Raw genomic sequence first — 26,122 nt, forward strand, 5'->3', positions numbered from 1 at the left:
CTAAAGCTGCCCGAGATCAATTACGTTAGGGCTAGCAGGAGAGCTCCACCCTGGGAATACAGGAGGAGTGTTGTTTCCCCCATTCTCTTCGCACCATAGTCCACTGGGTGGTGGATTGAAAATTCGACATGCCGGCTCATCAGGATTTGCCGCACACATCTCTTCGAACATTTGCTCTATCACCCCTTGAGGCGAAAAGCTTTTGAGTCGTTTTATAACCTTAAGCAGCCCTTTTAAGGCTTTGGCATGCTCAGTTTTGCCAGCCGCCTGAGCATCTTTAATTGCCTGCTGGACTTTGGCTGGGTCGGAGTTTTTGTTGAACTCACCAACGTTCATCGGGCTTGATTTATTTGCATGTTTTCCATTGGTCTTGGACAGCCCTAGGGAATCCACATATAGAAGAGGGTTGGCATCGACATACCCGAAAGTATTTAGGCCACCGGCAAGACCAATCGGATCACTCTCCACGTAACGCCCAGTCTGCGGGTCGTAATCGCGGAAGTAGTTGTAATGCAGGCCGGTCTCGCTATCAAAGTATTGCCCTGGGAAGCGCAGATTGATTGCGTTCAAGCCACTGTTTGCAACGCTCACCGCAGTCCCCAGCCCAAATGCATCTGACTTCCAGCGCCAAACCTCCTGACCAGCCTGATCAGTGGCCAGGCGAGGGGTGTTGAGATGATCAGTGTGGAGATAGAAGGGAGCGCTGCTGGAAATTGCCCCTTGGCTATTGAACTTGAGCGTGATGCCACCAATTGGCATGTCGTCTAGCCAGAAATAGAACTGACTCGTTAGTTTGATGCCCGCGCTGCTGTAGCGGGTCTCGCCGAGGAGCTGGCCGTCAGCCCCATAGAGATAGGTATTGATGTACCCGGCTGCAACCTTCACCACGCGTTGTCCCAGAGCGTTGTAGTGATACTCACCTACTACCGCCCCGTTAAGCTTGGCAACTGCCAGCCTGCCTTGCTCGTCGTACTCAAGATCGCGCCCAGCTCTTATCGTCTTCAGGTTACCCGCAGCATCGCTGGGCAAATCCAGCGACCCAATTCTGGTTAAACGATTGTTGTCCGAGCCGTAGGTGTAGGTGTTGGTCGAGCTGCTGGAAACCTCACTATTGTTCAGCACGTCCGTCACACGGTTAGATCGATTACCTACAGCGTCATACCCATAGGTTTTGCGCTCGGTGGCTTGTTCTTCGCGAGTCAGCCGATCCAATTCGTCATAATCATAGGTGAGATCACCAAACAGGCCACTCTGCAGGGTCTTGATGTTGCTGTTGGCATCGTAGCTATATGTGGCCTGCCAAGGGCCCACACTCTGCTGCTTAAGGCGATAGTCCTGGTCGTAGGTACGTGAGAGCGATAAGCCATTGGCCCATGTCAGGCTCTTCAGTGGGCCGAAGGGTAGATAGCTCAGAGCTGAGGCAAGAGCAGTCGGAGCTTGCGAGCCAACGACCAGCTCCACCTCGCTCACCTGGCCGGCGGCATTGCGTGAATACTCCACAGCAACCCCATCTGGGTAAGCAATGCGAGTTAGCTGATTGGCGTTGTCGTAGCTGTACTCCAGAGCGTCGTAGGTATCCCCACTGGCAACCTCTACGGAGCGAATCTGCTCTACCAGATTCCCTCGGGCGTCGTAGTGGTACCCGAGTACACCGTTGGCATCCTGCACACCAGTCAGGCGACCGACGCCATGGTTACCATCGGCAGTCATGTCATAGTGGTACTGCACATTCAGTGTTGGGTTGGCTGGGTATTGCTTGGTCTTAAGACGATTGAGCGCATCGTAGCTAAAGGTGGTAACGACGCCGCGCGCATCGGTACTTGTCAGAACGTTACCTGCGCCATCCTGGGTAAAAGTGGTTGTGCCACTGTCCTTGCTGATCAGCTGCTTTAGGTTGCCCAGCCCGTCGTATTTGTATTCGGTGACTACGCTGCGTGGGTCGGTAGCCTTGACCAGATTGTCTTGGCCATCGTAGCTCAGGGTTGTGACGCCGTTGCGTGGGTCTGTGCTGGATGTCAGCCGATTCAGTGCATCGAAAGCTCTAGTTGTGCTGTGCTCCTTGGGCGAGGTGCTCAGATTCGGGTTGTCGTTAAGGTCGTAACCGTATTTCTGAGTCTGACTCTCGGCACCGATGGAGCGAATCAGGCGGCCCAACTCGTCATAGACCCAGGTTTGCTGTTGAGCGAGTGTGTTGGAGGCATCCCTTACTATCTGGGACTTCCGATTGCCCATGCTGTCGTAGTCGAACTGAGCAGACTCATTCAGATTGTTGGTGATTTTTTCCAGCCGGCGCGCACCGTTCCAGGTGTAGCTCAGCCAACTCCCGTCTCCTCGAGTGACCTTGATGATTTGACCTATCGCGTCATAGTCAAAACTTGTGGTGCTACCCGCAGTTGTTACCGATTTCAGCCAGCCTTGGGGGTTGTACACCAGTGTCGTGGTGACATTGTTGGCGTCGACCACGATTTGTGGGTTGCCATAGTCGTCGAAGTTAGACAGCTGCGTGATGTGGCCGAGAGCGTTTGTGACCTGGCTCAAGCGACCCATAGAGTCGTAGGCGTAGGTAGTGATGTCGCTGACATCCGTGCGTGGCCCATTGGCGGTTTCGATGAGGCCAAGACTGTTGTAGGTATAGCTCCAGCTGCGCTCTATGGCATGAGCGCTTGGGAGTCCCAGTGCCGCAATCAGGGCAGCGCTGAGCAGGCTTACGCGATGCTTGGTGTCCATGTGTCAGTTCCTTCTGATCAGGGCGCAGTAACGGTCTGGCTGAGCAGGTTGCCGTAGCCATCGTATTGGAAGGTCAGAACGCGATCCGGCTCAGAAATGGTTATTGGCCGATACAACGTGGGGTGCCATTCCGTGGTGATGGTGCGCTGCTGAGGAGTACCAGACGCCTCGGTGCGTGACTCCTCTAAGCCTCGGCTGTTGTACTCATAGGTCGTGAGATTGCCCTTATTGTCGACCTTCGTCTTGATAAGTCCCCGGCTGTCATAGGTGAAAGTCGAATTACTGCTCGGGCAGTTCGGCGACGCAGCGCCTGCCAGCGAAGTGATCCGCTTGGCGCCTGCGATGGTCTGGAAGGTGTATGTGGTTTGCTTGCTCAGCGGATTGGTGATCGTAGTCGAGCCATTGCTGTTGTAGGTGAACAGGTACTGGCTTGCGTTGTTGTGTAGTACGTTCTTCTTCACCCGGCCCTTGGTGTCGTATTCCCAGGTGACATAGCGAATGTTGCGTTCATCGGTTATGCCGGTCAGCAGCCCACCGTCGTTAACATCCTCATAGTGGTAGGTGCGTGATTTGCTCTGCCCACCTTGGGTACTGGTGGCCTTAGTGAGACGCGCTGAGGTGCTATAGGTAAACGCTACCTGAAGAGAGCCAGTGCTCAGACCGGTTAGCCGCTTGGCAGTGTTGTAGCTGAGGGTCATGGTTCGACCGAGCGAGTCGGTCACCACGGCATTATTGGTACCGTACGTTAGTGTTTCATACGTACCGTTTGCGCGATCAATCCGGGTAAGCCGACCCTGCGTGTCAAAGTGAAGGCTTTCGTTATAGGTATTGCCATAACGCCATCCAGAGCCGCTTTGCTCTAGCACCCCTAACTCTTTTGGCGACGGAGTAACCACGCCACCCGAAACCGTGAACAGACTTTCTCTGCCATCGGTGTTGATGAGCATGATTTCGGTCGGGGAGATTTTCAGCTTGGCTGAGTAGGTGTGAGTCCAACTGGCCGTCTTGCTGTTGTAGTAACGAGCAAAGCGCATCGCCGAACCTGGTTGTCCAGGGTAGTCAATCTCGACCTGATAGCTGTTTCCGTTCGAGACATTTACAGGATCTGCAACGGCAGAGCTAACGTCCGCCTCTCGGGGGGACGCGGGTGCAGCTGCTACGACTGGGCACACCCCAGGAAGGTCAGGGTTACCGATCCCTGGGGTTTCCGGGCAAGCAAGCTTCGTGGTTGGGCGCGCAAAATAGATCGGCCCTGCAAACTCATCAAAGTAGACCTGCTTGCCAGCCAAGAACTGTGTTGTGGTGACACCATCAATAGTGCCTTTGAAGTTGTCATGCAGAGTCAGTACGTGTGTTTTGCATGTATTGGAGAACGTGCGTCTCATGTTGGTGTGGGCAGTTCTCATGTACCCCAGCAGATCATCGGGGTAGTACCAATAGCTACCGCCATCCAGCATCCTGACGACCTGACCACTGGTGCATTGCAGGGTTGCTAGTTGGTAGAGGTATTGCCCGCCCGAGCTAGTCAGCGAGGTTGGATAGGCTTCTACGCCAATGATGCTGACACCACTGCCGGGAGCGCAGCTAATGGCGAAGCTGGAGTGTGAGTAGAACGCACCGGCCAACAAAACAAAGGCGAACCACCGCCTGCGAGAAGAACGATCCATGTTCAAGATCCTGCCGTGGAATGGGAACGGGCTGAGCGTAGATACCGTCTCGGTGGCCTGCCAGCTTGGTACTGCGACCCAGTTTGCAAAAGCGGATTGCTCGGGAGCTTGGCTTACGCAGATTGCCGCCTTTGGCTGAAATTTGTATATCCGTCAACGGCGGCTATTGGCCGATAGCTCACTGTCCCCAGCGTCGGTCTCGGTCAAGAGCGGGCGCTGTTTGATGTCGATTTTGAGTGCGAGGTGGTGTCGATCAGGAAGGCGAATAGTGTCGGAACTGATGCGAATACTCAGTGGAACACCTAGGGCGCTTGGAATACCCAGTGTTCCGCCTTATGCGGCAAGGTGTTCCACCTCTACAGGCCTACCATTACTGGTTTTCAGCTCTCTTGGAACACCCGGAACACCCGGAACACCACTTTTCCTAGGGTTGCGCGGTTGCGTCCCCCTGCGCCCCGTCAGGGGTGAGGCCTGCAGCGGCAGAAGTCTTTCCTGGTCGTGGTGGTTGAGGTTGGTGGGGAGCCCAGGCAGGTGAAGGGTAGGGGGTGTCAATTCCTTCGGTACGCCATAGGCCCGAACGACCTAGGGAGCACCGCGTACCCGCGCGGCAGAAAACCAATAGGGGGGGGAGTCAAAAACTTGGGGGTGGCACGATCTCGAACGACCTAGGGAAAACCGTGCGCAACGCCGGGAAAAATGGAGGGGGCCCCCTTTCTCCCGGCACCTTCTATCGTTTGGAGTGTTGGCGTGTGCCAGTCACTGGTGCAGCCGACCCTAGATCCGCTGGCGGGCCGGTATGAACAATCAAATGCCCCATTCCCTCCCAGAAGTTTTCTTGAACCTCGATACATACATGCCAGGCGGCCCAGGCTACATCTTGCCCTGCTGCAAGGATGTTCCCCTGGAGATCGAGTATCGCTAGCTGTGCGGGTTCCCCAGTTGGGGTGGTAGCGATAAAGCCTGTACTAACAGTGGCCTTCAGGCAGGCGCCTGTGAGCTGTTGATTGGGAATTGAGTTTTTCATCTCTGGCTCCGATCTCGGCATGATGAAGGGCAGAGAATAGGCTCCAGTGGCAGCGGGTACTTTCGGATTTAGGTATACGTTTAGGTATACGTATCACGGGAATGCAGGTGGTATGTCTAGTATTTTCAGTGCCTGAAGGCATGTGGTTCTAGTCCGGGTTCGGCACCATCTAGCCGTTTCAGGCTGTCTTCGCGAGCCCCCGGGCCGCACTCTCCATGTTCCAAACCCTGTTCGCTGAATAGCGGGCAAAAGAAACCCGGCGCGAAGGCCGGGCTAGATGGGGTTATGGAGCATCACGGCTTCACCATGCACTTTCAAATGTGAAAAGAACGTGAAGAGCTGTCCGCTCGTCGCCTTGGCTCGTTTGAATTTAGTTGCAACGCGGATCAAGCCAGACGGCTCCAAGCAGAACGGTGTCGGTGTCTGCCGCCGTGCCCATCCTGTGCTACAGCTGATTGCAGTCACGGCCGAGTGGCCGAAGGAGAGAGTCAATGAGCATTCCGTTCTGGTGTGTATTCATCGCGGCGTTGTTGATCTACGCCGCCAAGCTGCCTGTTGCCCGTGCCATGAATGCGCAGACAGGCGGCTACGACAACCATCACCCGCGCGAGCAACAGGCGCGCCTCAGCGGGTTTGGTGCCAGGGCCCATGCGGCCCACCTCAACAGCATCGAGATATTCCCGTTGTTCGCTGCCGGCGTGCTGATGGCGCACACCACCGATGTATTCGGCTGGTGGGTGGACCTGCTGGCGATCCTCTTCATCGTCAGTCGCGTGCTCTACCTGCTGTTCTACTGGCGAGACATGGCGTCGCTGCGCTCGATGGTCTGGGTGGGCGGCCTGCTTTGCTGTCTGCTGCTGATGCTCAGCCCGGTGTTTCGCTGGCTGATGGTACAGCCCTGAAACGACAAGGCCCGCATATAGCGGGCCTTGTTGCTGGTGGGAGAGGGCGTCACTTGCCGTCGATGGCGTCCTTGGCTTCGTCGCCTGCGTCCTCGAGGGCGTCGGCGGTATCGTCGGCGGCGCTTTGCAGCTTCTCGCCGGCGGTGGGTTCATGGCCGGTGGCCTGATCGACTTTCTTCTCGATGGCTTCGCCGGTGTTCTCGGCGGCATCGCCGAGCGACTCCATGGCTTCGGAGACGTTCTCCTTGGCGGCTTCCATCTTGTCTTCGGGTGTTTTCTCGCAGGCAGCCAGACCAAGGGTCACGGCGAGAAGCAGGGCATAGGTAAGGGGCTTTTGCACGGTTCAATCTCCATGTCGATGCGGATGCGTTAAGAGCTGCAGCCGTACCGCTTGGAGCGAAGCGCGAGAGTGAAGTTCCAGCCGTCGGATGCCCGCATGATGCGGGCATCCGACGATCGGGAGTTACTGCTGTTACTGCTGTTACTGCTGTTACTGCTGTTACTGCTGTTGCTGCTGGGGAGTGGGTGCTGGTGGCGGGGTCGGCATGGCTGGCGGCACCGGCTCGCTGTTCTCTTCGGCGCGCTCCGCTGCGGCTTCGTCTGCTGCGCGGGCGGCGTCCTGGTTGTGCTCGGCGGCTTCGTTCATCGACTCCCGGGCTTCCGATTGGGCTTCACGAGCCTCCTCGGCCTTGTCCTCGGAGGGCTTGTCGCAGGCGGCCAGGCCGAGCGTGGCGGCGAGCATGAGCGCGTAGGCGAATGATTTGTGCATGGGCGATTTCTCCTCGTGGGTAAGGCTGTCAATGATTCGAGGAGTTGTGTGCCGGTCTGGTTCAGACTGTTTTTGCCGCGGCTGTATCGGTTCAGGTGCCGGCGCTATCATGCTGGGCTTTTCCGCATCGCCCAGAGGTATCGACGATGAGTGACAACCCTGTGCTGGAGCGCGCCCAGCGCTTCCTGACGGCTCTGCGCCATTGCCAGGTGCTGGGTATGAAGGTCCACGAGGTACGCCCCGAAGGGCTGACCCTGTGCCTGCCATACAGCACGCAGATCATTGGCAACCCTGAGACCGGCGTGATCCACGGTGGTGCCATCACCACGCTGATGGACACCACTTGCGGCATCTCCACCGTCTGCGTGCTGCCGGAATTCGAGATCTGCCCGACCCTGGACCTGCGCATCGACTACATGCGCCCGGCCGAGCCGCACAAGGACGTCTACGGTTTCGCCGAGTGCTACCGGGTGACCGAGAACATCATCTTCACCCGTGGCTACGCCTACCAGGACGACCCGAGCGAGCCGATCGCCCACGTGGTGGGCGCCTTCATGCGCATGGGCAAGGGCGCCCAGGGCGACCGGGATCTCAAGCGCAACATCCAGGGAGGTGCCGCCTGATGGTCGCTCTGAACCTCAATACCCTGGTGCGCGAAGCGCATGAGAAGAACGACTACGATGCGCTGATCAGCCTGATTCCCTACGCCAAGCTGATCGGCATCGAATGCCTGCGCCTGGGTGACGACATGGTGTTCCGTCTGCCGGCGAGCAAGGACAACATCGGCAACCCGATCCTCCCCGCGCTGCACGGCGGGGTGATCGCCGGCTTCATGGAACATGCCGCCATGCTCCATCTGCTGATGTTCATGGGCATCCCACATTTGCCGAAAATCATCGACTTCTCGATAGATTACCTGCGCGCCGGTCATTATCGTGACACCTACGTTCAGTGCCAGGTCTGGCGCCAGGGACGCCGCGTGGCCAACGTCGCCATCACGGCCTGGCAGACCAGCCAGAGCGAACCCATCGCTACCGCCCGCGCTCACTTCAAGGTCGACGAGCCCTGACCGCGGCGCGGGTATCGCATAACAACAAGGAATTTGAATGGATGCGTTGCTGATCCTCGGCGGCCTGCTGCTGATGCTGGCCGGCTTGATCTGGCTGGTGATGCTGGCTTTCTCCACCAGCCTGCTGTGGGGCTGGGGCAGCCTGGTCCCGCCGATCACCCTGGTCTACGTGCTGCGCCACTGGCGCACCGCGCGCAAGGCGGTGGTGGTGTTGGCGCTGGGCTGTATCCCCCTGGTGGTCGGCATGGTGCTGATGGCTAATCAGGATGCGGCGCGCCTGGAGGCCATTCTCAGCCTGCGCTGGCTGAAGGAGCCGCCCAAGGCCCCGGCCGAGCTGGATATTCGTCTGCATGGCGAGCTCAATGGCCAGTCGTTCTCGCCGCAGTACGCCGAGCTGGTCGATGGCGTGCTGAGCCTGCGCGAGGGGCAGGACTTCTTCGCTCGTCGCGAGGTGATCATCCGTCTGCCGCAGGTGCCCAAGGGCACGGTGAAACTGGATGTGCTGCCGGAGGATCAGGGGCAGCTGCCCGAGGTGGAGATCAGCTGGCTGTTGCCCGAGCAGGACCTGCCGGAAGCGCGTCGCATCAGCAAGGGTTACACGCTGCATATGGATCTGCAGGTATTGCCGCCGAACAAGCTGCAGGGTGACTTCCACCTGGTCCTGCCGCCGGCGTACCGGACCAGCCTGAGCGGTGAGCTGGAGCTGTTCGCCGATCGCCTGCGCTACAAGGACGGGCAGCTGGATGCCAGTTTCGACTCCCGCGAGACCCTGGCCAAGGTGGTCGAGGATCATCTGCAGCGCCGCTTCGCCACTCGCTTGGTGCAATTGGTCGAGCTGCCCGAGGTGAGCTTCCCGGCCAGTCAGCTGCCGCTGACCGTGCGCGCGAAGATCAACGGCTCCGAGCGCAGCATCGAGCTGGTGCTGGAGAAAGGGCGCAAGGGATGGCAGGTGCAGGGCGATCAGTATCCGGCCCTGGCCGAGCAGCGTGCGGCTGAACCCGCCAAGCCAGTAGCCCAGGTGGCGCCGGTGAGCGAGCCCGCGCGCCCGACGCTGGATCGCCGTCAGCGCTTTTCCCTGGTTCGCCTGCAGCGCAACCCGGAGCAGTACCGCAGCCTGAGCATGCGCGTGAGCAAGGCCGGCGGCGGCTCGCTGGAGGGTCGTTTTGTCGGCCTGGATGCCGATGGCAGCGTTCGTCTCAGCCAGCAGCTCGGTGGCGGCAATGGCCAGGCCAGCTTCAGTTTCAAGCCGGACGAGATTGCCAGAATCGAATTACTGGAGCCCTGATTTCGCCAAGGCCTTGAAATCGCTCTCGAACTCCCCATCTGTATGACATCCGCCGCAATCACGCGGCCTGTCATGCATGTGGAGTTCGACGACCATGAGTGTGGAAACTCAAAAAGAAACCCTGGGCTTCCAGACCGAGGTGAAGCAGCTGCTTCACCTGATGATCCATTCGCTGTATTCCAACAAGGAAATCTTCCTTCGCGAGCTGATTTCCAACGCCTCCGACGCCGCCGACAAGCTGCGCTTCGAGGCCTTGGCCAAGCCGGAGCTGCTGGAAGGTGGCGCCGAGCTGAAGATTCGCCTGTCCTTCGACAAGGACGCCAAGACCGTCACCCTCGAAGACAACGGCATCGGCATGAGCCGCGAGGAAGTGATCGCGCACCTCGGCACCATCGCCAAGTCCGGCACAGCCGACTTCATGAAGAACCTCACTGGCGACCAGAAGAAGGACTCGCACCTGATCGGTCAGTTCGGCGTGGGCTTCTACTCGGCCTTCATCGTCGCCGACCAGGTCGAGGTGTTCACCCGTCGCGCCGGTAGCCCGGTTAGCGAAGGTGTGCACTGGTCGTCGAAGGGCGAGGGCGACTTCGAAGTTGCCACCATCGACAAGGCCGAGCGCGGCACCCGTATCGTTCTGCACCTGAAGAGCGGCGAAGAAGAGTTCGCCGATGGCTGGCGCCTGCGCAACGTGGTCAAGAAGTACTCCGACCACATCGCCCTGCCTATCGAACTGCCGAAAGAACACCATGGCGAAGAAGCCGACAAGCCGGCCGAGCAGGAGTGGGAGACCGTCAACCGCGCCAGCGCGCTGTGGACCCGCGGCCGCACCGAGGTGAAGGACGAGGAGTATCAGGAGTTCTACAAGCACGTTGCTCATGACTTCGAGAACCCGCTGTCCTGGAGCCACAACAAGGTCGAGGGCAAGCTGGAGTACACCTCGCTGCTCTACGTGCCGGGCCGCGCGCCGTTCGACCTGTACCAGCGTGAAGCGCCGAAGGGCCTGAAGCTGTATGTGCAGCGCGTGTTCATCATGGATCAGGCCGACGAGTTCCTGCCGCTGTACCTGCGCTTCATCAAGGGCGTGGTCGACTCCAACGACCTGTCGCTGAACGTATCCCGCGAGATCCTGCAGAAGGACCCGGTGATCGACTCGATGAAGTCGGCGCTGACCAAGCGCGTTCTCGACATGCTGGAGAAGCTGGCAAAGAGCGAGCCCGAGCAATACAAGCAGTTCTGGAAAGCCTTCGGCCAGGTGCTGAAGGAAGGCCCGGCGGAAGACTTCGCCAACAAGGAGAAGATCGCCGGCCTGCTGCGCTTCGCTTCCACCCTGGGCGACGACGGCGAGCAGTCCGTGGGCCTGGCCGACTATATCGGCCGCATGAAGGAAGGTCAGGACAAGGTCTATTTCCTCACTGGCGAGACCTTCGCGCAGATCAAGAACAGCCCGCACCTGGAAGTCTTCCGCAAGAAAGGCATCGAGGTGCTGCTGCTCACCGACCGCATCGACGAGTGGCTGATGAGCTACCTGACCGAGTTCGACGGCAAGCACTTCGTCGACGTGGCGCGTGGCGACCTGGACCTGGGCAAGCTGGACTCGGAAGAGGACAAGAAGGCCCAGGAAGAAGTGGCCAAGGCCAAGGAGGGGCTGCTGGAGCGCCTCAAGGGCGCGCTGGGCGAGCAGGTCGCCGAGGTGCGCGTGTCGCATCGCCTGACCGACTCGCCGGCGATCCTCGCCATCGGCGAGCAGGACCTGGGCCTGCAGATGCGCCAGATCCTCGAGGCCAGCGGGCAGAAGGTGCCGGACGCCAAGCCGATCTTCGAGATCAACCCGCAGCATCCGCTGATCGAGAAGCTGGATGGCGAGGCCGACGAAGACCGCTTCGCCGACCTGTCGCACATCCTCTTCGACCAGGCCGCCCTGGCCGCTGGTGACAGCCTGAAGGACCCGGCTGCCTACGTGCAGCGTCTGAACAAGCTTCTGGTCGAGCTCTCCGCCTGACCTGGCTGTAGGTGAAAGAGCCCGCTTCGGCGGGCTTTTTCATTTCCGCCTGGCGCCGCTTGCGCGGAAGAGACTGGAGTTTGCCGGGTGATGGCTATCTAATGGCCATCTAAAGTGCGTGCACGAGCGTGCCGATACGGTCCTGCCTGCTTTACTCTTTCGTTGTCTCCAGTAGTCGTCGCCCGCATGTCGTATCTGACCAGTCTGTTCCTCCTCGATGCCGACCCCAGCCTGCTCCTGTTCGGAAATTACGATCCGTGGCTGGTGCTGCTGTCGTTGGCCATCGCCACCTTCACCTCGGGCATGGCCCTGCAGGTGGCGGGCATGGCGCGCCTCAGCCGCAACGCATTCCATCGGCAGACCGCCTTGCTCACCGGTTCGCTGGCCCTGGGTGGTGGCGTCTGGGCGATGCACTTCATCGGCATGCTGGCGTTCGAATTGTGCGCCCCGGTCAGCTACGCGCCGGGCCTGACCGTGCTGTCGCTGCTGCCGAGCCTGGGCGCCTCCTGGGTAGCCCTGCAGCTATTGGCGCGGCGCCAGGTCACCTTCCTGCAGCTGGTCGGCGGCGGCGTGCTGGTCGGCGCCGGTATCGGCGCCATGCACTACAGCGGCATGGCGGCCATGCGCATGGCACCGTTGCTGCGTTACGACCCCTGGTGGTTCGCGCTGTCCATCCTGGTCGCGGTGGCGCTGGCGATTCTCGCCCTGTGGGTGCGCTTCGGCCTGCGCGGCAAGCTGTCGTCGGGCAAGGCGATCATGGCCAGCGGCGTGGTAATGGGCCTGGCCATCAGCGGCATGCACTACACCGGCATGGCGGCGGCACGCTTCGTCGGTACGCCCGATCCGGCCGGCGCGCAGAGCGATTTCAGCCTGTACCTGGCCTTGGCGGTGACGCTGATCACCATCTCGCTGACTATCTTCGTCGCCGGGGTCAATGGCCTGTTGCGCTATCGCCAGCTGTTCCAGCAGGTGCAGGCCAACGAGGCGCGCGTGCGGGCGATTCTGGAGACCGCGGTGGATGGCGTGGTCACCATCGATGACCGCGGCATCATCGAGGGCATGAACACCGCAGCTGCCAAGTTATATGGCTGGAACCGCGAGGAGCTGATCGGCAAGTCCATCGACACGGTGATTCCCGAGACCTACCGCAAGGGCATGGGCGACTACTTGGCGCAGCTGCTCAACGCCGGCGAGACCCAGATCATCGGCGGCAGCCGCGAGGTGGAAGTGCTGCGCAAGGATGGCAGCGAGCTGCCGATCCGCCTGGCCATCGGCAGAGCCGTGTTGCCCGACCGCACACTGTTCGTCGGCTTCATCAGCGACATCAGCGAACGCAAGGCGATGGAGAAGGCGCTGCGCGAGAGCGAACAGCAGTACCGCTCGCTGATCGGCAACATCCCGGGGGTGGCGTTCCGCTGCCTGCTGGACGAGAACTGGAGCATGCTGTTCATCAGCGATGCGGTGGAGAAGCTGACGGGCTGGACGGCCGAGGACTTCACCAGCCGGCGCAAGTCGATCAACGAGCTGTACCACCCCGAGGACTTCCAGCGCGTTGCCGAAGAGGTTCTTGCGGACATCGCACTGGGCCGTAGCTACACCGTCGAATACCGCCTGTACGACCGCGAGGGCGTGGAACACTGGATCTGGGAGAGCGGCAGCGCGGTGCTCGACGAGCATGGCGAGCCGAAGTGGATCGACGGCGTGCTGCTGGACATCACCGAGAGCAAGCTGCGCAACGCCGAGTTCGAAGGTACGGCCAAGGCCATCAGTCGCGCGCTGTCGGTGATCGAGTTCGACCTGCAGGGCCGCGTGCTCAGCGCCAACTACAACTTCCTCGAACTGATGGGCTACGACGAGGCCGAGATCATCGGCCAGCACCACCGCATGTTCTGCGAGCAGCGCTGGGTCGAGAGCGGCGCCTACGACGAATTCTGGGCCCGCCTGGCGCGCGGCGATCTGGACAGCGGCGAATACATGCGCATCGCCAAGGGTGGCCGCGAGGTGTGGATCCAGGCGTCCTACAACCCGATCTTCGATGCCGACGGCAAGCCGTTCAAGGTGATCAAGTTCGCCACCGACCTCAGCCAGCGTCGCGAGATGGAGGAGGCACTGCGCATCGCCAAGGAGCGTGCCGAGCTGGCCGCGGCGGTGAAGACCACCTTCCTGGCCAACATGAGCCACGAGATCCGTACGCCGATGAACGCCATCATCGGCTTCACCGAGCTGCTGCTCGACGGCGTGCTCAGCGAGCAACAGCGTCGCCACCTGGGCACCGTGCGCCAGGCCGCGCGCTCGCTGCTCGGCCTGCTCAACGACATCCTCGACACCGCCAAGCTGGAGCGTGGGGCGGTGGAGCTGGAAAGCATGGACTTCTCCCTGCGCGAACTGTGTGGCCAGGTCTGCGACGCGCTGCGCCTGGGCGCGGAGGGCAAGGGGCTGAGTCTGAGCCTGGACTACCAGGAGAGCCTGGGCGACTTCTTCAAAGGCGACCCGCTGCGCATCCAGCAGGTGCTCACCAACCTGGTGGGCAACGCAGTGAAGTTCACCGAGAGCGGCTGGGTGCGCCTCGAGGTGACCGGCGAGCCGGGCAGGGTGTTGCTGGCCGTGCGCGACAGCGGCATCGGCATCGCCGAGGACCGCGTGCAGCATATCTTCGACCCCTTCGCCCAGGCCGATGCCTCGATGAGCCGGCGCTTTGGCGGCACGGGCCTGGGTACCACCATCGCCCGCCAGCTGACCGAGCTGATGGGCGGCAACATCCATGTCGAGAGTCGCCTGGGCGCGGGCAGCCTGTTTCAGGTGCAGCTGCCGCTGCAGGCCGGCGAAGAGGCGAACGGCGAGCGCCGCGCGGCGGCGCGCGAGCTGCCGGTGCTGAACATCCTGGCCGCCGACGACGTGGCGCAGAACATCGAGCTGCTCAGCCTGACGCTGGGTGCCATGGGCCATCAGGTGACCACTGCCAGCGACGGTGAGCAGGTGCTGGCGGCCTTCACCGCCGGGCGCTTCGACGTGGTGCTGATGGACGTGCAGATGCCACGCATGGATGGCCTCGAGGCTACCCGGCGCATTCGCCAGCACGAACAGGCCAACGGCCTGCGGCCGACGCCGATCATCGCCCTGACCGCCAGCGTGCTGGAGCAGGACCGCCGCGCCGCGCGCGAGGCCGGCATGGACGGTTTCGCCTCCAAACCCCTGGAGATGGACAAGCTGCTGGCCGAGGTGGCCCGGATGATCGGCCTGGCACCACTCGGCGCGCAGCCGGCGGTCGCCACGGAGACCTCTGCCGACCTGATGATCGACTGGCCGCGCGGAATCCAGCTATGGGGCAGCGAGCAGGTCATGGCCACGGCCATCCGGCGCTTCCTCGGCGAACATGCCGGCAGTTGTGTAGAGATCGAACGCCTGCTGCACGACGGCAAGACGGCTGAGGCCATCGAGCTGGTCCACCGCCTGCGTGGCGCTGCGGCGAACCTGGCGCTGCTGCGCGCCAGTCGCCTGGCCGGCCAGCTGGAGCATGCGCTGAAGGGCGCGGTGCCGGCCTCGATTGAGGAGCTGCTGGCGGCGCTGCTGGAGCAGTTCGCCATTCTGCCGGGCGAGCTGCCGGAGGCGACGTCTACAGTGGAAGAGGGGGCCGCTCCGCTGGCGGCGGGCGAACTGGTTGTGCTGATCGAGCAGAGCCGTACAGCGCTGCAGCGTGGCGAGTTGGCTGAGGAGGCCCTGCAACGATTGACCGGCGCACTGCCGGCAGCACAGGCTCAGGCCCTGGAAGGCGCCATCAATGACTTCGACTTCGAGCGCGCCGATGCGCTGCTGGCCCAGTTGCTCGATCAAGGAGACAAGCCGCAATGATCCGACCCGCCGATGCCCGTCCCAAATTGCTGCTGGTAGACGACGAGCCGACCAACCTGCAGGTGCTGCGGCAGATCCTGCAGGATGATTACCGCCTGCTGTTCGCCAAGGACGGGGAAAAGGCCCTGGAGCTGGCGGCGCAGGAGAGCCCGGCGCTGGTCCTGCTCGATGTGATGATGCCGGGTATGACCGGCCACGAGGTTTGTACCCGGCTCAAGTCGCAGCCGGCGACGGCGGGCATTCCGGTGATCTTCGTCACCGCCCTGGCGGATGTGGAGGACGAGACCACTGGCTTCGACGTGGGCGCGGTGGACTACATCACCAAGCCGGTCAGCCCGCCGATCGTGCGGGCGCGGGTGCGCACGCACCTGTCGCTGGTGCGTGCCGATGAGCTGCACGAGACTCGCCTGCAGATCGTCCAGCGCCTGGGCCTGGCCTCGGAGTACAAGGACAACGAGACCGGCCTGCACGTGATCCGCATGAGCCACTACACCCACATCCTGGCCAAGGCCGCCGGCTACAGCGAGCGCGAGGCCGACGACCTGCTCAATGCCGCGCCCATGCACGACGTGGGCAAGATCGGCATTCCCGACGCCATCCTGCAGAAGAACGGCAAGCTTGATGACGCGGAGTGGGCGGTGATGCGCCAGCACGCGCAGATCGGCGCCGAGATCATCGGCGAGCATGACTCGGGGTTGCTGCAGATGGCGCGCACCATCGCCCTGACCCACCACGAGAAGTGGGATGGCAGCGGCTATCCCAACGGCCTCAAGGGCGAGGACATCCCCCTGGCCGGGCGCATCGTCGCCATCGCCGACGTGTTCGACGCCCTCACCAGCGTGCGCCCCTACAAGCCGGCCTGGTCGGTGGAGGAGGCGGTGGAGCTGCTACGTCGCGAGAGCGGCCGCCACTTCGATCCGCAGCTGGTCGAGCTGTTCCTCAGCCAGATGCCGGCGATTCTCGAGATCAAGGCGCGCTGGGCCGAGATCGAGTAGGGCACAATGCCGGCTTCCTTTCGCCTGGAAGCCTTCATGAGCCTGCAAACCTGGGAACTGCTGTCCTACATCGTCACGGTGGTGGCGCTGCCGTTCGCCATCGGCGTATTCCTCTTCGAGCAGCGCAAGGAGCGTGCGAACGAGGAAGAGGCCATCTGGCAGCAGATATCCGATGCCTACATCGACTTCCTCGAGGTGGTGCTGGCCAACCCCGACCTGCGCCTGCGCAGCCAGGCTGCTACCCCTGACCTCAGCGATGAACAGCGCGAGCGCATGTGGGTGATCTTCGACATGCTGATTTCCCTGTTCGAGCGCGCCTACCTGCTGGCCTACCAGGAAGAGATGGACGACAAGCAGCGGCGTCGCTGGCATTCCTGGGAGGACTACATGCGCGAATGGAGCCGCCGCGAGGATTTCCGCGGGCGCCTGCCGTACCTGCTGCGTGGTGAGGACCCTGGTTTCGCCGCCTATATCCAGGGTCTGGCCGACGAAGAAGCGAAGAATTCTCAGGACTGACTAGTCTTGTCCGTTCGCGGTGGTTTTTCCGCCTTTGACCAGAGAGGGGTAAACATGAGCCAGATCATCAATCGTGCGGTGCGCTACGAAGTCGACGGCCAGCCATTCGAGGGCCAGTTGCTGTACGACGATTCGCGCCAGACGCCACGCCCGGGCCTGCTGCTGGCGCCGAACTGGATGGGCGCCTCGGCTGGCGCCTTCGAGATCGCCGCGCGGGTGGCGGAGCGTGGCTATGTGGTGTTCGTCGCCGATGTGTACGGCGCCGGCGTGCGTCCGCAGAACCATGACGAGGCGGGCGCCGCGATGATGTCGGTGAAGGGCAAGCCGGCGCTGCGCCAGCGTCTGCTGGCGTCGCTGGATTCGCTCAAGGCCCAGCCCGGTATTCCGCTGGACCCCAGTCGGCTGGCGGTGTTCGGCTTCTGCTTCGGCGGCCACTGCGCCCTGGAGCTGGCCCGTGATGGCGCGCCGCTGAAGGCCGCGATCTCCTTCCACGGCACCCTGGATACCGCAAACCCGGCAGATGCGCGCAACATCCGTGGCGCGGTGCTGGTGCTGGACGGCGCGCTGGACCCGCTGGTGCCGCGCGAGCAACTGGCCGGCTTCGTCGAGGAAATGAACGCCGCCGGTGTCGACTGGCAGCTGACCAGCTATGGCGGCGCGGCGCATTCCTTCACCGATCCGCAGGCGCAGGTGCCGGGCAAGATGCAGTACGACGCCAAGGTGTCGCGCCGCGCCTTCGCGGCGATGTACGACCTGCTCGACGAAGTCTTCGCCTGACCCTGGCGGCTCAGGGAGTGCTGGCCTGCTCGGCGATGGCCGGCGGGTAGTCGATCAGCACTTCCTCCGCCGCATACACCGGCGCCGTCAGGCCCGGGTCGGTGAGGACCACGCGCACCCGGTAGCGTCCCGGCGCCAGCGCGGGGAAGAACGGCACGTAGGCATCCTGCTGCTGTTCGTCGGCGTGGTAGATCAGGTACTGGCCATCGCGCCGCTCGATGTAGTTGTCGTCGAGCGGATAGCCCTCGCCGGCGTTCAGTTCGACCTCGTGGTTGGCGGCGTACAGGCGATGGCTGCTCTGGTTGCCGTCCGCGGCGGTGAACAGCAGGTGCACCTCGGCGTGCTCCAGCTTCAGGGGCCTGTCTGCACTCAGGCCCAGGCTGAACAGTGGCTCGGTCGGCTCGGAGAAGTCGCTCACGCTCAGTTTCACGCCATCCGGGTGCGGCGCTGCGCTATAGCGCTGGTGCAGGTCATAGGCCTGGTCGAGGGAGATCCAGCGCTCCAGCGGGCCCTTGCGCGAGGCATAGCGGATTTGCAGCCACTGCTCCTTGCGTGCCAGCACCTCGCAGACATCGCCCTGGATCAGGTAGGCCTGGCTACGGCTGGCCTGATCGGGCTGCTGGTACAGATACAGGCGCGCCGCCGGCACCGTCCAGGTCTGCACCTGGTTATCGTCATTCATGGCGCGGCTGGCCACTACCTTGCCCTGTATGTCGAAGGTCTTCTCGAACAGCGGAAAGAACAGGTAGGGGTAATCCGGGCTGTAGTCGTCCTGCACCTGCAGCGTCTTGTACAGCCAGGGCTGGCCGTGATCGTCGAAACGCAAGGCGTCGTAGTACCAGCGCGGGCCGCTGCGGCAGTGGCTGTATAGGGCGCGCTCTTCGACCTTGCGCTCCAGTCCGGAGAAGCCCGAGCAACTGAGGCTGCCGATAAGCGTCTCCGCCGGCATCGGCAGCAGCTCGTAGCGCTTTAGGGCCGGCCGGTACAGGTAGAGGTGGTAGTTCTCGTTGACCATGCCGGCAGCGACGCTGATCGCCAGATCGGCGCGGCCATCGAAGTCATAGTCCTCGACCGAGAAGCGAGGCGGGTTGCCGATGTCTTCATCCGGGATCTGCAGCTCGATCCAGCTGCCATCCGGCTGTTGCAAGCGATAGCTTTCGCCATCCTGTTCGACATGGGCATTCAGCCCGGGCTCGGGTTCGAGTGTCGGCAGGGCGGCATGGGCAAGCAGGGGCGAGGTCAGGAGGGCGGTGGCGAGCAGGCAACGAGCGAGGGACACGGCAGCAATCCTTTGCGGGCGAGAGGCGCCATGTTAGCGCCTGGCTCGCTTGCCGGCACGTGACCGGGCCGGCAATCCGTCAGCGTGGCAGCGGGATGCGCTCGCTCTCGCCGGGTACTCGCGGCCAGTCCCAGGCGGCCCAGTTCTGCTTGGCTTTCTCCAGCAGCGCGGCGTCGCTGGCGACGAAGTTCCAGTACATGCGCCGCGGCCCCAGCGGCTCGCCGCCGATCAGCGCCAGGTGGCACTCGCCACAGGCGCTGAGCAGCAGCTCTTCACCTTCCGGCAGCACGGCAAGGCTGCGCAGCGGCAACTCGCCGTCTTCCAGCTTGGCTTCGCCCTCGATCAGGTACAGCGCGCGCTCGCGATGTTCGGCGGGGATCAGCAGGCTGGCGCCGGCGGCGAGCTTCAGCTCGGCGTACAGGGTCGGCGAGTGCATGGGTACCGGCGACTCCAGGCAGAAGCCGCTGCCGGCGATCAGGGTGATCTGCACGCCCATGGCCTCGCTGCGCGGCAGGCTGGCGGCCGGGTGGTGGCTGTAGCTCGGCTCGCCTTCCTCCAGCGCCTGCGGCAGGGCCAGCCACACCTGCAGGCCGTGCAGGCGCGAACCGCCTTGCCACAGGTGTTGCGGGGTGCGCTCGACATGGGCGACGGCGCGGCCGGCGGTCATCCAGCTGACGTCGCCGGGCTGCACCAGTTGGTCCGAACCCAGGCTGTCCTTGTGTTGCAGCTCGCCCTCGAACAGGTAGGTGAGGGTGGACAGGCCGATATGCGGGTGCTGGTTGATGTTCATGCCGCTGCCGGGCGCATAGGCCTTTTCCAGCATGTGGTCGAAGAACACGAAGGGCCCCACGCTGCGGCACTTGGCCGAAGGCAGCGGGCGCAGGATCGGTTGCCCGGAGATGTCTTCGGCCTTCGGGCGGATCAGCAGCGGCTCGCTCATGCGCCGTCGCCCAGGCGGGTTTCCACCTGCACCTCGACGCTGGTCATCAGCTTGTGGATCGGGCACTTGTCGGCGATGCGCAGCAGCTGCTGGCGCTGCTCGTCATCCAGTTCGCCGTGCAGGTCCAGCTCCACGGCCAGGCGGTAGGTGCCTTGGCGCTCCTGGCTGTCATCGCGCGCCACGCGTACGTCCAGGCTTTCCAGCGGCAGGCCGCGCTGCTTGGCGTAGAGCATCAGGGTCAGGGCCTTGCAGGCGCCGAGGGCGGCGTCGAACAGGTCATGCGGTTCGGGACCGGAGGCGCTGCCGCCGAAGGATTCCGGCACGTCGGTGTGCAGCAGGTGTTCGCCGATCTCGATGCTGTGGCGCAGGCCGGACTCGGTGCTGATGCGGATCATGGTGGCTCCCAGGCTAGGTTGGATGGCTCCAGCCTAGCCCAGGCAACGATCGTCAGACCAGCACGGAGAGGCGCACATCGGCGCCAAGCACGCGCAGCAGACGGCCATCGGCGCCGAGGATGGGCACCGAGACGGTGAAGCAGAAGTCGTCGGTGGCCGAGGAGCGGTAGACCGGCGTGATGTGGCTGCGCAGGTCGTCCGCCACGCTGCGGAACCACGGGCGCTGGCTCCAGTCGCGGCCTCGGCAGCTGGGTGCATCCTGGTGTGGCACATCCGCGGCGAAGATGTTTTCCGAGAGCTGCCGGCCGCTGGCGTCGACCAGGTAGAACAGTTCGAAGCGCGCGTCGCGCTTCAGCGTCTCCTCCAGCAGGCGTTCGGCGGCGCCGATGTCGCTGCTCAGGCGCGTATCGGCGGCGATCTGCTCGACGCCGCTCTGCACCGAGCGGTGCAGCTCCAGGCGGAAGTCGCCCAGGCCCTGCAGCAGGCGGTCGCCATCCTCGCGCACCGCCTGGCTGTGGCGCAGCACCTGGCCAGCCTTGCCGAGCAGGTCGCCGGCGACCTGGGCGATCTGCTGCACGTCGCCGTTGATCGAGCGCACGGCCTGGCCGATCTGCTCGGTGCCGGTGGCGATATGGCCGACGCGCTCGTCGAGGCGGTCCATGGCCTGGCGCGTGCTGTCCAGGCCGTTGCCGACCTGCAACATGCCGCTACGGCCGTCCTCGACGGCCTGGTGCATACGCTCGCCGGCGCCGCCGAGCTGGTTCATACCGTCGCGAAAACGCTCGATGATCTGCCCGACCTGGCCGGTGGCGTCGGTGGTGTGGCCGGCCAGGCGCCGCACTTCCTCGGCGACCACGGCGAAGCCACGGCCATGCTCGCCGGCGCGGGCGGCCTCGATGGCGGCATTCAATGCCAAGAGGTTGGTCTGCTGGGAAATGCTGGCGATCACGCCGATCACCTTGCTGACCTCCTCCAGCTGCGCGGTGAGGTTGCCGATCACCTCGGCCAACTGCGTCTCGCAGTCGCCGATGGCATCGACCTGGCGCAGCACGGTCTGGCCGCTCTGCTGGCACTGGCGCAGGGTGGCCGAGACCTCGCCGGAAAGCCGCGCGACCTCGGCGGCGCCGGGCACCAGCTCGGCATCCAGGGTGGTGGTGACCTGCTCGCTGGCGCTGGCGATCAGCTCCGAGGACTGCGCCAGGCTCTGCCCGCTGGCCTGGTTGGCGCTGGCGATGCTGGCCAGCTGCGGGGCGTGGGCGGCGATGCCGACGGCGGCGCCCAGGCTGGTGCGGATGCGCTGGTGCAGGCCGTCGCTGAAGCGGTTGAGGCGGCCCATCCAGGGCTGCTGCTCGGGCAGGCGGGTGGTGAGGTCATGGCGGGTGAAGAGGGCGGCGAAGGCTTCTTCGTCCAGCTCGCGTCGCGAGGGTTTGCGCAGCAACTGCAGCATGGTGCATCTCCCTGATGGTTCTGCCGGGAGTGGTGCAAGCACGGTGCCATCATCTTGTGTGCGGCGCGTCACAAGGCTGGCGCCGGTGAGTCGCCGGTATTGCTGCGCCAATGCGGTTCGTCGAGCGCTATTGCGGTGCGTCGGGTTGGTACCACAGCTCCTTGCGCTGGAAGGGCGTCTGGGCCGGCAGGTCGGGGTTCTGCAGCTCGATCACCTTGCGCTTGTGCAGGGCTGCGCGCTGCAGGGTGGCGCCATGGTGCTGCTGGAACAGCGCATCAAAGCTGCCGTCGGCGATCATCGCCTCCAGGCCGCGCTCGATGGCGCCGGCAAGGTCGGCGCGGGCGCGCGAGGTGAAGAAGTAGAAGGCGGAGGGGTAGTGGATGACGATGTGCTCGTCGACCTCCAGGGCCAGGCCCTCCTGGGTGGAACGGGCCTGCTCGTTCCAGGCCACCACCGCTTCACGTGGGAACAGGTCGAAGCGGCCGGCGTCGAGCATGCGGAACAGGCTGTCGTAGCTCTGGCTGGTGATCACCTGCAGGCCGTTGTCACGCAGGATGCGGGTGTCCGGCCAGTCGGCACGCTGGCCGAAGCGCATGGACTTGAGGTCTTCCAGGCTCTGCACCTTGCGCAGCCAGTCCTTGTCCTCGCGCCGTACCAGCGGGATGCGCCAGCCGATCAGGCCCTTGTAGATGGGGATGCGGATAGGCAGCAGGCTTTCTTCCCGCTCGCGGGTGGTCATGGTCCACATCACCTGCACCGTACCGTCGTTCTGCTCGAGCCCCTGCTCGGCGCGGCTCTGCGCCATGGGCCGGGGCGACGGCTGCAGCTGATAGTCGCCGCCGCTGCGGGCCAGGGCCTGGCGCAGCAGCTCGACCACATAGGCTTCCGGGTCGTCGCCTTGCGAATGCAGCGGATAGGTCAGGGGTTCCGCAGCCAGTGGCGCGGAGCAGAGCAGGGCAGTCAGGGCAACGAGGCGGGCGAAGGACATGCGCAGGGTTCGTCAGGCGATGAGACACATGATGGCCTTTGCCTCGCCGCATCGCCAGTGAACGGCAGCGAAGCGGTTGCGGTCTACCCTTGCTCGATACCTCAGGGAGTGATGCCGTTGCCCGCCAGCCGCCTGTTGTTAGCCGCGTTCTGCGGCCTGTTCGCTCTGCAAGCCGGAGCCCGCGACTATCGCTACAGCGATGCCCATCTGCACTACGTGGACTTCTTCCAGGAGAGCGAGGGCATGACCCCGCTGCTGGAGGCCATGGCCGCCGGGCGCATCGACCACGTGATGATCAGCGGCATTCCGGTGGCCAAGAAATGGCACGAGGACGAGCCCAAGCGCCCGCGCTACTACGCCGGTGACGATGCCGGGGCCTACTGGTACAGCGCCACCGACGTGTTCGTCGCCGAAGCCGTGCGCCGCCTGCCGGCGGAGCAGCGCGAACGCTTCCATCCGTTCCTCAGTGGCTTCAACCCGGTGGACAAGAACGCCGATGCGCATATCCGCCGCATGCTCGAGCTCTATCCCGGCCTGTGGCAGGGCCTCGGCGAGGTGTTCACCCGGCACGATGACCTTACCGCGCTGACCTACGGCGACACGCCGCGCGCCAACAACGAGGCCATGACCCGCGTCTACCACCTGGCCGCCGAGTACGACCTGCCGGTGCTGGTGCACAGCAACATCACCTCCAAGCGCGAGCGCAACCCGCTGTACCTGGAGGAGATCGAGGAGCCGCTACGCAACCACCCGCACGTGCGCTTCATCTGGGCCCATGCCGGCACCAGCATGGAGATCCATCGCCACCAGGAGAGGCTGGATTTCCTCCTGTCCACCCTGGAACGGATGCTTGGCGAATACCCGAACCTGTACATCGACCTGTCCTGGAGCGTGCTGCGCCCGTACCTGCTGGATGCGGACGGCAAGCCGGATGCACGCTGGGTGAAACTGGTGAGCAGCTATCCCGCGCGCTTCATGCTTGGCTCTGATGTGGTCGGCCGCTTCGACAACCTGGGCAGCTACATGACGGATTTCACGCCCTTCCTCGATGCTCTGCCCGAGGACGTGGCGCGCAAGGTGGCGCGCGACAACTTCCTGTCTGTGTTGCCGCGCAAACGCCAGGCGCAATTGCGCGACTGATTGTCATCAACCTGTAACCGCGGCGTCATAGCCTCGCGCCAACTTTCCTCAAGGAGCGCGAGATGAAACTGTTCAGCCTGTCCGTCCTGGCACTGTCCCTGCTTTCCAACCTGGCCATGGCCGACGTACGTGTCGAAGGGCCGATCGAGTACGGCGTATTCGCCAGCGCGGCGATCAAAGACCCTCAGCCGGGCGAGCGGATTCTCAGCCGCGCCGGCCAGCCGATCGAGCAGACCGAGGTGGTGCCGGCGCGCCTGGGCACCAAGTTCGGCGTGCGCTACAAGCTGGTCGGCAAGAGCGAAAGCGAGCAGCCGCTGACCCTGATGTACTTCACTCCCGGCCTGGTCGGCCCGGACGGCAAGCGCCAGGACAAGATCGAGCTGCAGCAGAAGCTGGTGGTCGGTGCACCGCAGGACGTGATGGCCTTCGAGTTCACCGAGCATCACGAAGTGGTACCGGGCGAATGGCAGTTCATGGTCTTCCAGGGCGACCGCAAGCTGCTGGAACAGCGCTTCACCGTGCGCTGATAGCTGTCAGGCGTCACCCAAAGCCCGGCCCAGTGCCGGGCTTTGTCGTTCCAGGGCCCGTGATAGCGCGATGCTGGCATTCGGGCCAGAGCGCTCTAGCCTTAACGGCAGCGTCACGTCTGCAGGGAAGGTAACCATCATGCTGTTGAGAAAACTGCGTATCGCCCCCCGTTCCGCCCTGGGCTTCGCCACTCTGGCGTTCCTGGTTCTGCTGGTTGGCTGTTTTTCGCTGCTGCAGATGAAGCACATGAACGAGGAGTCCAAGGAGGTGGACGAGAACTGGCTGCCGAGCATCCTGGCCCTGGGTGACATGAGCCAGAGCATCCTGCGTATCCGCGCCGGCACCCTGCGCCTGATCGTGGTGCGCGATCCGACCATCGTGCAACAGAACGTGCAACGCCTCGGCGAGCTCAAGGCCGCACTGGACGAAGCCCAGGGGCGCTATGAGCAGCTGATTTCCTCGCCCGAGGAGAAGCAGCTCTACGAGCGCTTCAGGGCGGCCGAAGAGGCCTACATGGTGGAGCAGGAGAAGATCATGCGGCATTCGGCCGAGGATCAGGTCGACCAGGCTAGTGCAGTGGCCAATGGGGTGCTCAACACCCATGCCGACAACCTCTCCAAGGCCCTGGTCGAGCTGACCCGGCTCAACAGCGAGGGCGCCGCAGCAGCGGCGCGGGAGAACCAGGCGGCCTATGAGAGCGCCTTCAGCCTGGCCATGACCCTGATGCTGGTGGCCGTGGTGCTCACCGTGCTGCTGGCCGTGTTGTTTACCCGCAGCATCGTGCGGCCGCTGGTCGAGGCGGTGGAGGTCGCTCAGGTGGTGGCGGGTGGCGACCTGAGCCGAGACTTCGAGGATCGTGGTACCGATGAGCCGGCGCAGCTGCTGCAAGCCCTGAAACGCATGCAGGGCAGCCTGCGCAGCACCATCCAGAGCATCTCCGATTCCTCCAACCAACTGGCCTCGGCTTCGGAGGAGTTGCATGCGGTGACCGAGGACGCGACCCGCGGTCTGCACCTGCAGAATGCCGAGATCGAGCAGGCTGCCACGGCGGTGAACGAGATGACCTCGGCGGTGGAGGAAGTGGCGCGCAACGCCGTGAGTACCTCGGAGGCTTCGCGTGACTCGGATCGCACCACCCAGCACGGCCGCGAGCAGGTGCGCCTGACGGTGGACTCCATTGGCCTGCTGGCCAGCGACGTGGACGAGACCTCGACCCAGATCGGCCGTCTGGCTGACCAGGTGCGCAGCATCAGCCAGGTGCTGGATGTGATCCGCGCCATCGCCGAGCAGACCAACCTGCTGGCCCTCAACGCGGCCATCGAGGCAGCACGGGCCGGCGAGGCGGGGCGCGGCTTTGCCGTGGTGGCCGACGAGGTTCGTGCCCTGGCCCATCGCACCCAGCAGAGCACCCAGGAAATCGAGCAGATGATCGGCGGCATCCAGCAGGGTACCGAGCGTGCGGTCAGCTCCATGCAGCACAGCAATCAGCGCACCGGCTCGACCCTGGCGCTGGCACAGGCGGCGGGGCATGCGCTGGACGAGATCGCCGTGGCCATCACCGCGATCAACGAGCGCAACCTGGTCATCGCCAGTGCCTCGGAGGAGCAGGCCCAGGTGGCGCGCGAGGTGGATCGCAATCTGGTGAATATCCGCGATCTGTCCATGCAGACCTCGGCCGGGGCCAACCAGACCAGTGCGGCGAGCCAGGAGCTGTCGCGTCTGGCGGTCGACCTCAACGGGCTGGTGGCCCGTTTCCGCCTGTGACATGAAAACGGCGCCCAAGGGCGCCGTTTTCATCATCACGTTCTTGCATATCGGCCAGTCTG

Annotated in this window: 22 protein-coding genes and 1 pseudogene; 14 read left to right on the plus strand and 9 right to left on the minus strand. The window is 63.4% G+C overall.

Translation table 11 applies throughout. The annotated features are described in order from the left end of the window. Complete coding sequence (locus tag PTT45_RS11455) at positions 1–2,727, minus strand: RHS repeat-associated core domain-containing protein (RefSeq protein WP_273813420.1); 2,727 nt, start codon at positions 2,725–2,727, stop codon at positions 1–3. Positions 2,728–2,744: 17 nt separating this feature from the next. Next, positions 2,745–4,394, minus strand: coding sequence for a DUF6531 domain-containing protein (locus tag PTT45_RS11460; protein ID WP_273813421.1), 1,650 nt, complete (start codon positions 4,392–4,394; stop codon positions 2,745–2,747). Between PTT45_RS11460 and PTT45_RS11465 the strand changes: the two genes are divergently transcribed. Next, the gene (locus tag PTT45_RS11465; protein WP_273813422.1) at positions 4,393–4,533 is read left to right on the plus strand and encodes a hypothetical protein; all 141 of its coding nucleotides are present in this window, start codon (positions 4,393–4,395) and stop codon (positions 4,531–4,533) included. The two genes, PTT45_RS11460 and PTT45_RS11465, sit on opposite strands and share 2 nt — an antisense overlap. 1,376 nt (positions 4,534–5,909) lie before the next feature. Next, positions 5,910–6,320, plus strand: a complete 411-nt coding sequence (locus tag PTT45_RS11470) for an MAPEG family protein (protein WP_273813423.1) — start codon at positions 5,910–5,912, stop codon at positions 6,318–6,320. A 49-nt stretch (positions 6,321–6,369) separates the two neighbouring features. On the opposite strand, the gene PTT45_RS11475 is transcribed toward PTT45_RS11470, so the two are convergent. Together PTT45_RS11475 and PTT45_RS11480 are read right to left on the minus strand one after the other, a co-directional pair. After that, positions 6,370–6,660, minus strand: coding sequence for a hypothetical protein (locus tag PTT45_RS11475; RefSeq protein WP_273813424.1), 291 nt, complete (start codon positions 6,658–6,660; stop codon positions 6,370–6,372). 159 nt (positions 6,661–6,819) lie between these two features. Next, a complete protein-coding gene (locus PTT45_RS11480) occupies positions 6,820–7,089 on the minus strand; it encodes a hypothetical protein (RefSeq protein ID WP_273813425.1) in 270 nt (89 codons plus the stop codon). Between the two features lie 146 nt (positions 7,090–7,235). On the opposite strand from PTT45_RS11480, the gene PTT45_RS11485 reads away from it, so the two are divergent. From PTT45_RS11485 to PTT45_RS11520, 8 genes are all read left to right on the plus strand, one after another. Then, positions 7,236–7,712: a PaaI family thioesterase gene (locus tag PTT45_RS11485; protein WP_273813426.1), complete on the plus strand. Its 477-nt coding sequence runs from the start codon at positions 7,236–7,238 to the stop codon at positions 7,710–7,712. Next, entirely contained in the window at positions 7,712–8,158 is a 447-nt protein-coding gene (locus PTT45_RS11490) for a PaaI family thioesterase (protein ID WP_273813427.1), read from the plus strand. The genes PTT45_RS11485 and PTT45_RS11490 overlap by 1 nt, the downstream gene beginning before the upstream one ends. 37 nt (positions 8,159–8,195) lie before the next feature. Further along, positions 8,196–9,443 (plus strand): MFS transporter, encoded by a 1,248-nt coding sequence (locus PTT45_RS11495; RefSeq protein WP_273813428.1) that lies wholly within the window; start codon positions 8,196–8,198, stop codon positions 9,441–9,443. Positions 9,444–9,537: 94 nt separating this feature from the next. Next, positions 9,538–11,442, plus strand: a complete 1,905-nt coding sequence (gene htpG, locus PTT45_RS11500; RefSeq protein ID WP_273813429.1) for a molecular chaperone HtpG — start codon at positions 9,538–9,540, stop codon at positions 11,440–11,442. Positions 11,443–11,628: 186 nt separating this feature from the next. Beyond that, entirely contained in the window at positions 11,629–15,291 is a 3,663-nt protein-coding gene (locus tag PTT45_RS11505) for a PAS domain S-box protein (RefSeq protein WP_273813430.1), read from the plus strand. Next, a complete protein-coding gene (locus PTT45_RS11510) occupies positions 15,288–16,286 on the plus strand; it encodes a two-component system response regulator (RefSeq protein ID WP_273813431.1) in 999 nt (332 codons plus the stop codon). Before PTT45_RS11505 ends, PTT45_RS11510 begins: the two co-directional genes overlap by 4 nt. A 36-nt stretch (positions 16,287–16,322) precedes the next feature. Next, positions 16,323–16,802, plus strand: a complete 480-nt coding sequence (locus PTT45_RS11515; protein WP_273813432.1) for a hypothetical protein — start codon at positions 16,323–16,325, stop codon at positions 16,800–16,802. A 54-nt stretch (positions 16,803–16,856) separates the two neighbouring features. Continuing rightward, positions 16,857–17,579, plus strand: a complete 723-nt coding sequence (locus PTT45_RS11520) for a dienelactone hydrolase family protein (RefSeq protein ID WP_273813433.1) — start codon at positions 16,857–16,859, stop codon at positions 17,577–17,579. Between the two features lie 10 nt (positions 17,580–17,589). On the opposite strand, the gene PTT45_RS11525 is transcribed toward PTT45_RS11520, so the two are convergent. From PTT45_RS11525 to PTT45_RS11545, 5 genes are all read right to left on the minus strand, one after another. Further along, complete coding sequence (locus PTT45_RS11525; protein WP_273813434.1) at positions 17,590–18,858, minus strand: XAC2610-related protein; 1,269 nt, start codon at positions 18,856–18,858, stop codon at positions 17,590–17,592. Between the two features lie 79 nt (positions 18,859–18,937). Next, positions 18,938–19,798 (minus strand): pirin family protein, encoded by an 861-nt coding sequence (locus PTT45_RS11530; protein WP_273813435.1) that lies wholly within the window; start codon positions 19,796–19,798, stop codon positions 18,938–18,940. Beyond that, entirely contained in the window at positions 19,795–20,193 is a 399-nt protein-coding gene (locus PTT45_RS11535; protein WP_273813436.1) for an OsmC family protein, read from the minus strand. Before PTT45_RS11535 ends, PTT45_RS11530 begins: the two co-directional genes overlap by 4 nt. Before the next feature lie 52 nt (positions 20,194–20,245). Then, positions 20,246–21,640 (minus strand): methyl-accepting chemotaxis protein, encoded by a 1,395-nt coding sequence (locus tag PTT45_RS11540; RefSeq protein WP_273813437.1) that lies wholly within the window; start codon positions 21,638–21,640, stop codon positions 20,246–20,248. Between the two features lie 127 nt (positions 21,641–21,767). Continuing rightward, complete coding sequence (locus tag PTT45_RS11545) at positions 21,768–22,628, minus strand: substrate-binding periplasmic protein (protein WP_273813438.1); 861 nt, start codon at positions 22,626–22,628, stop codon at positions 21,768–21,770. Between the two features lie 111 nt (positions 22,629–22,739). Between PTT45_RS11545 and PTT45_RS11550 the strand changes: the two genes are divergently transcribed. The 4 genes and pseudogenes from PTT45_RS11550 to PTT45_RS22355 all read left to right on the plus strand — a co-directional run bounded on the left by PTT45_RS11550 (position 22,740) and on the right by PTT45_RS22355 (position 26,060). Then, on the plus strand, positions 22,740–23,768 hold the full coding sequence (locus PTT45_RS11550; protein WP_273813439.1) for an amidohydrolase family protein: 1,029 nt from the start codon (positions 22,740–22,742) through the stop codon (positions 23,766–23,768). Between the two features lie 62 nt (positions 23,769–23,830). After that, positions 23,831–24,295 (plus strand): DUF3859 domain-containing protein, encoded by a 465-nt coding sequence (locus tag PTT45_RS11555; protein WP_273813440.1) that lies wholly within the window; start codon positions 23,831–23,833, stop codon positions 24,293–24,295. 139 nt (positions 24,296–24,434) lie between these two features. Further along, positions 24,435–25,202, plus strand: a pseudogene (locus PTT45_RS22350) (MCP four helix bundle domain-containing protein); the annotation flags it as partial. Then, a complete protein-coding gene (locus PTT45_RS22355) occupies positions 25,197–26,060 on the plus strand; it encodes a methyl-accepting chemotaxis protein (protein WP_443218187.1) in 864 nt (287 codons plus the stop codon). The pseudogene PTT45_RS22350 and the gene PTT45_RS22355, both read left to right, overlap by 6 nt. The last annotated feature ends 62 nt before the right edge of the window (positions 26,061–26,122 follow it).

It is taken from the genome of Pseudomonas sp. Gutcm_11s (assembly GCF_028649395.1).
Taxonomy (GTDB): Bacteria; Pseudomonadota; Gammaproteobacteria; order Pseudomonadales; family Pseudomonadaceae; genus Aquipseudomonas.

Coding starts and splice junctions, on each gene's coding strand:
- PTT45_RS11460 (WP_273813421.1), bottom strand. CDS start 4,394: ATGGATCGTTCTTCTCGCAGGCGGTGGTTCGCCTTTGTTTTGTTGGCC.
- PTT45_RS11455 (WP_273813420.1), bottom strand. CDS start 2,727: ATGGACACCAAGCATCGCGTAAGCCTGCTCAGCGCTGCCCTGATTGCG.
- PTT45_RS22355 (WP_443218187.1), top strand. CDS start 25,197: ATGCAGGGCAGCCTGCGCAGCACCATCCAGAGCATCTCCGATTCCTCC.
- PTT45_RS11505 (WP_273813430.1), top strand. CDS start 11,629: ATGTCGTATCTGACCAGTCTGTTCCTCCTCGATGCCGACCCCAGCCTG.
- PTT45_RS11485 (WP_273813426.1), top strand. CDS start 7,236: ATGAGTGACAACCCTGTGCTGGAGCGCGCCCAGCGCTTCCTGACGGCT.
- htpG (WP_273813429.1), top strand. CDS start 9,538: ATGAGTGTGGAAACTCAAAAAGAAACCCTGGGCTTCCAGACCGAGGTG.
- PTT45_RS11540 (WP_273813437.1), bottom strand. CDS start 21,640: ATGCTGCAGTTGCTGCGCAAACCCTCGCGACGCGAGCTGGACGAAGAA.
- PTT45_RS11535 (WP_273813436.1), bottom strand. CDS start 20,193: ATGATCCGCATCAGCACCGAGTCCGGCCTGCGCCACAGCATCGAGATC.
- PTT45_RS11495 (WP_273813428.1), top strand. CDS start 8,196: ATGGATGCGTTGCTGATCCTCGGCGGCCTGCTGCTGATGCTGGCCGGC.
- PTT45_RS11510 (WP_273813431.1), top strand. CDS start 15,288: ATGATCCGACCCGCCGATGCCCGTCCCAAATTGCTGCTGGTAGACGAC.
- PTT45_RS11470 (WP_273813423.1), top strand. CDS start 5,910: ATGAGCATTCCGTTCTGGTGTGTATTCATCGCGGCGTTGTTGATCTAC.
- PTT45_RS11550 (WP_273813439.1), top strand. CDS start 22,740: ATGCCGTTGCCCGCCAGCCGCCTGTTGTTAGCCGCGTTCTGCGGCCTG.
- PTT45_RS11530 (WP_273813435.1), bottom strand. CDS start 19,798: ATGAGCGAGCCGCTGCTGATCCGCCCGAAGGCCGAAGACATCTCCGGG.
- PTT45_RS11515 (WP_273813432.1), top strand. CDS start 16,323: ATGAGCCTGCAAACCTGGGAACTGCTGTCCTACATCGTCACGGTGGTG.
- PTT45_RS11555 (WP_273813440.1), top strand. CDS start 23,831: ATGAAACTGTTCAGCCTGTCCGTCCTGGCACTGTCCCTGCTTTCCAAC.
- PTT45_RS11480 (WP_273813425.1), bottom strand. CDS start 7,089: ATGCACAAATCATTCGCCTACGCGCTCATGCTCGCCGCCACGCTCGGC.
- PTT45_RS11520 (WP_273813433.1), top strand. CDS start 16,857: ATGAGCCAGATCATCAATCGTGCGGTGCGCTACGAAGTCGACGGCCAG.
- PTT45_RS11490 (WP_273813427.1), top strand. CDS start 7,712: ATGGTCGCTCTGAACCTCAATACCCTGGTGCGCGAAGCGCATGAGAAG.
- PTT45_RS11545 (WP_273813438.1), bottom strand. CDS start 22,628: ATGTCCTTCGCCCGCCTCGTTGCCCTGACTGCCCTGCTCTGCTCCGCG.
- PTT45_RS11465 (WP_273813422.1), top strand. CDS start 4,393: ATGTTCAAGATCCTGCCGTGGAATGGGAACGGGCTGAGCGTAGATACC.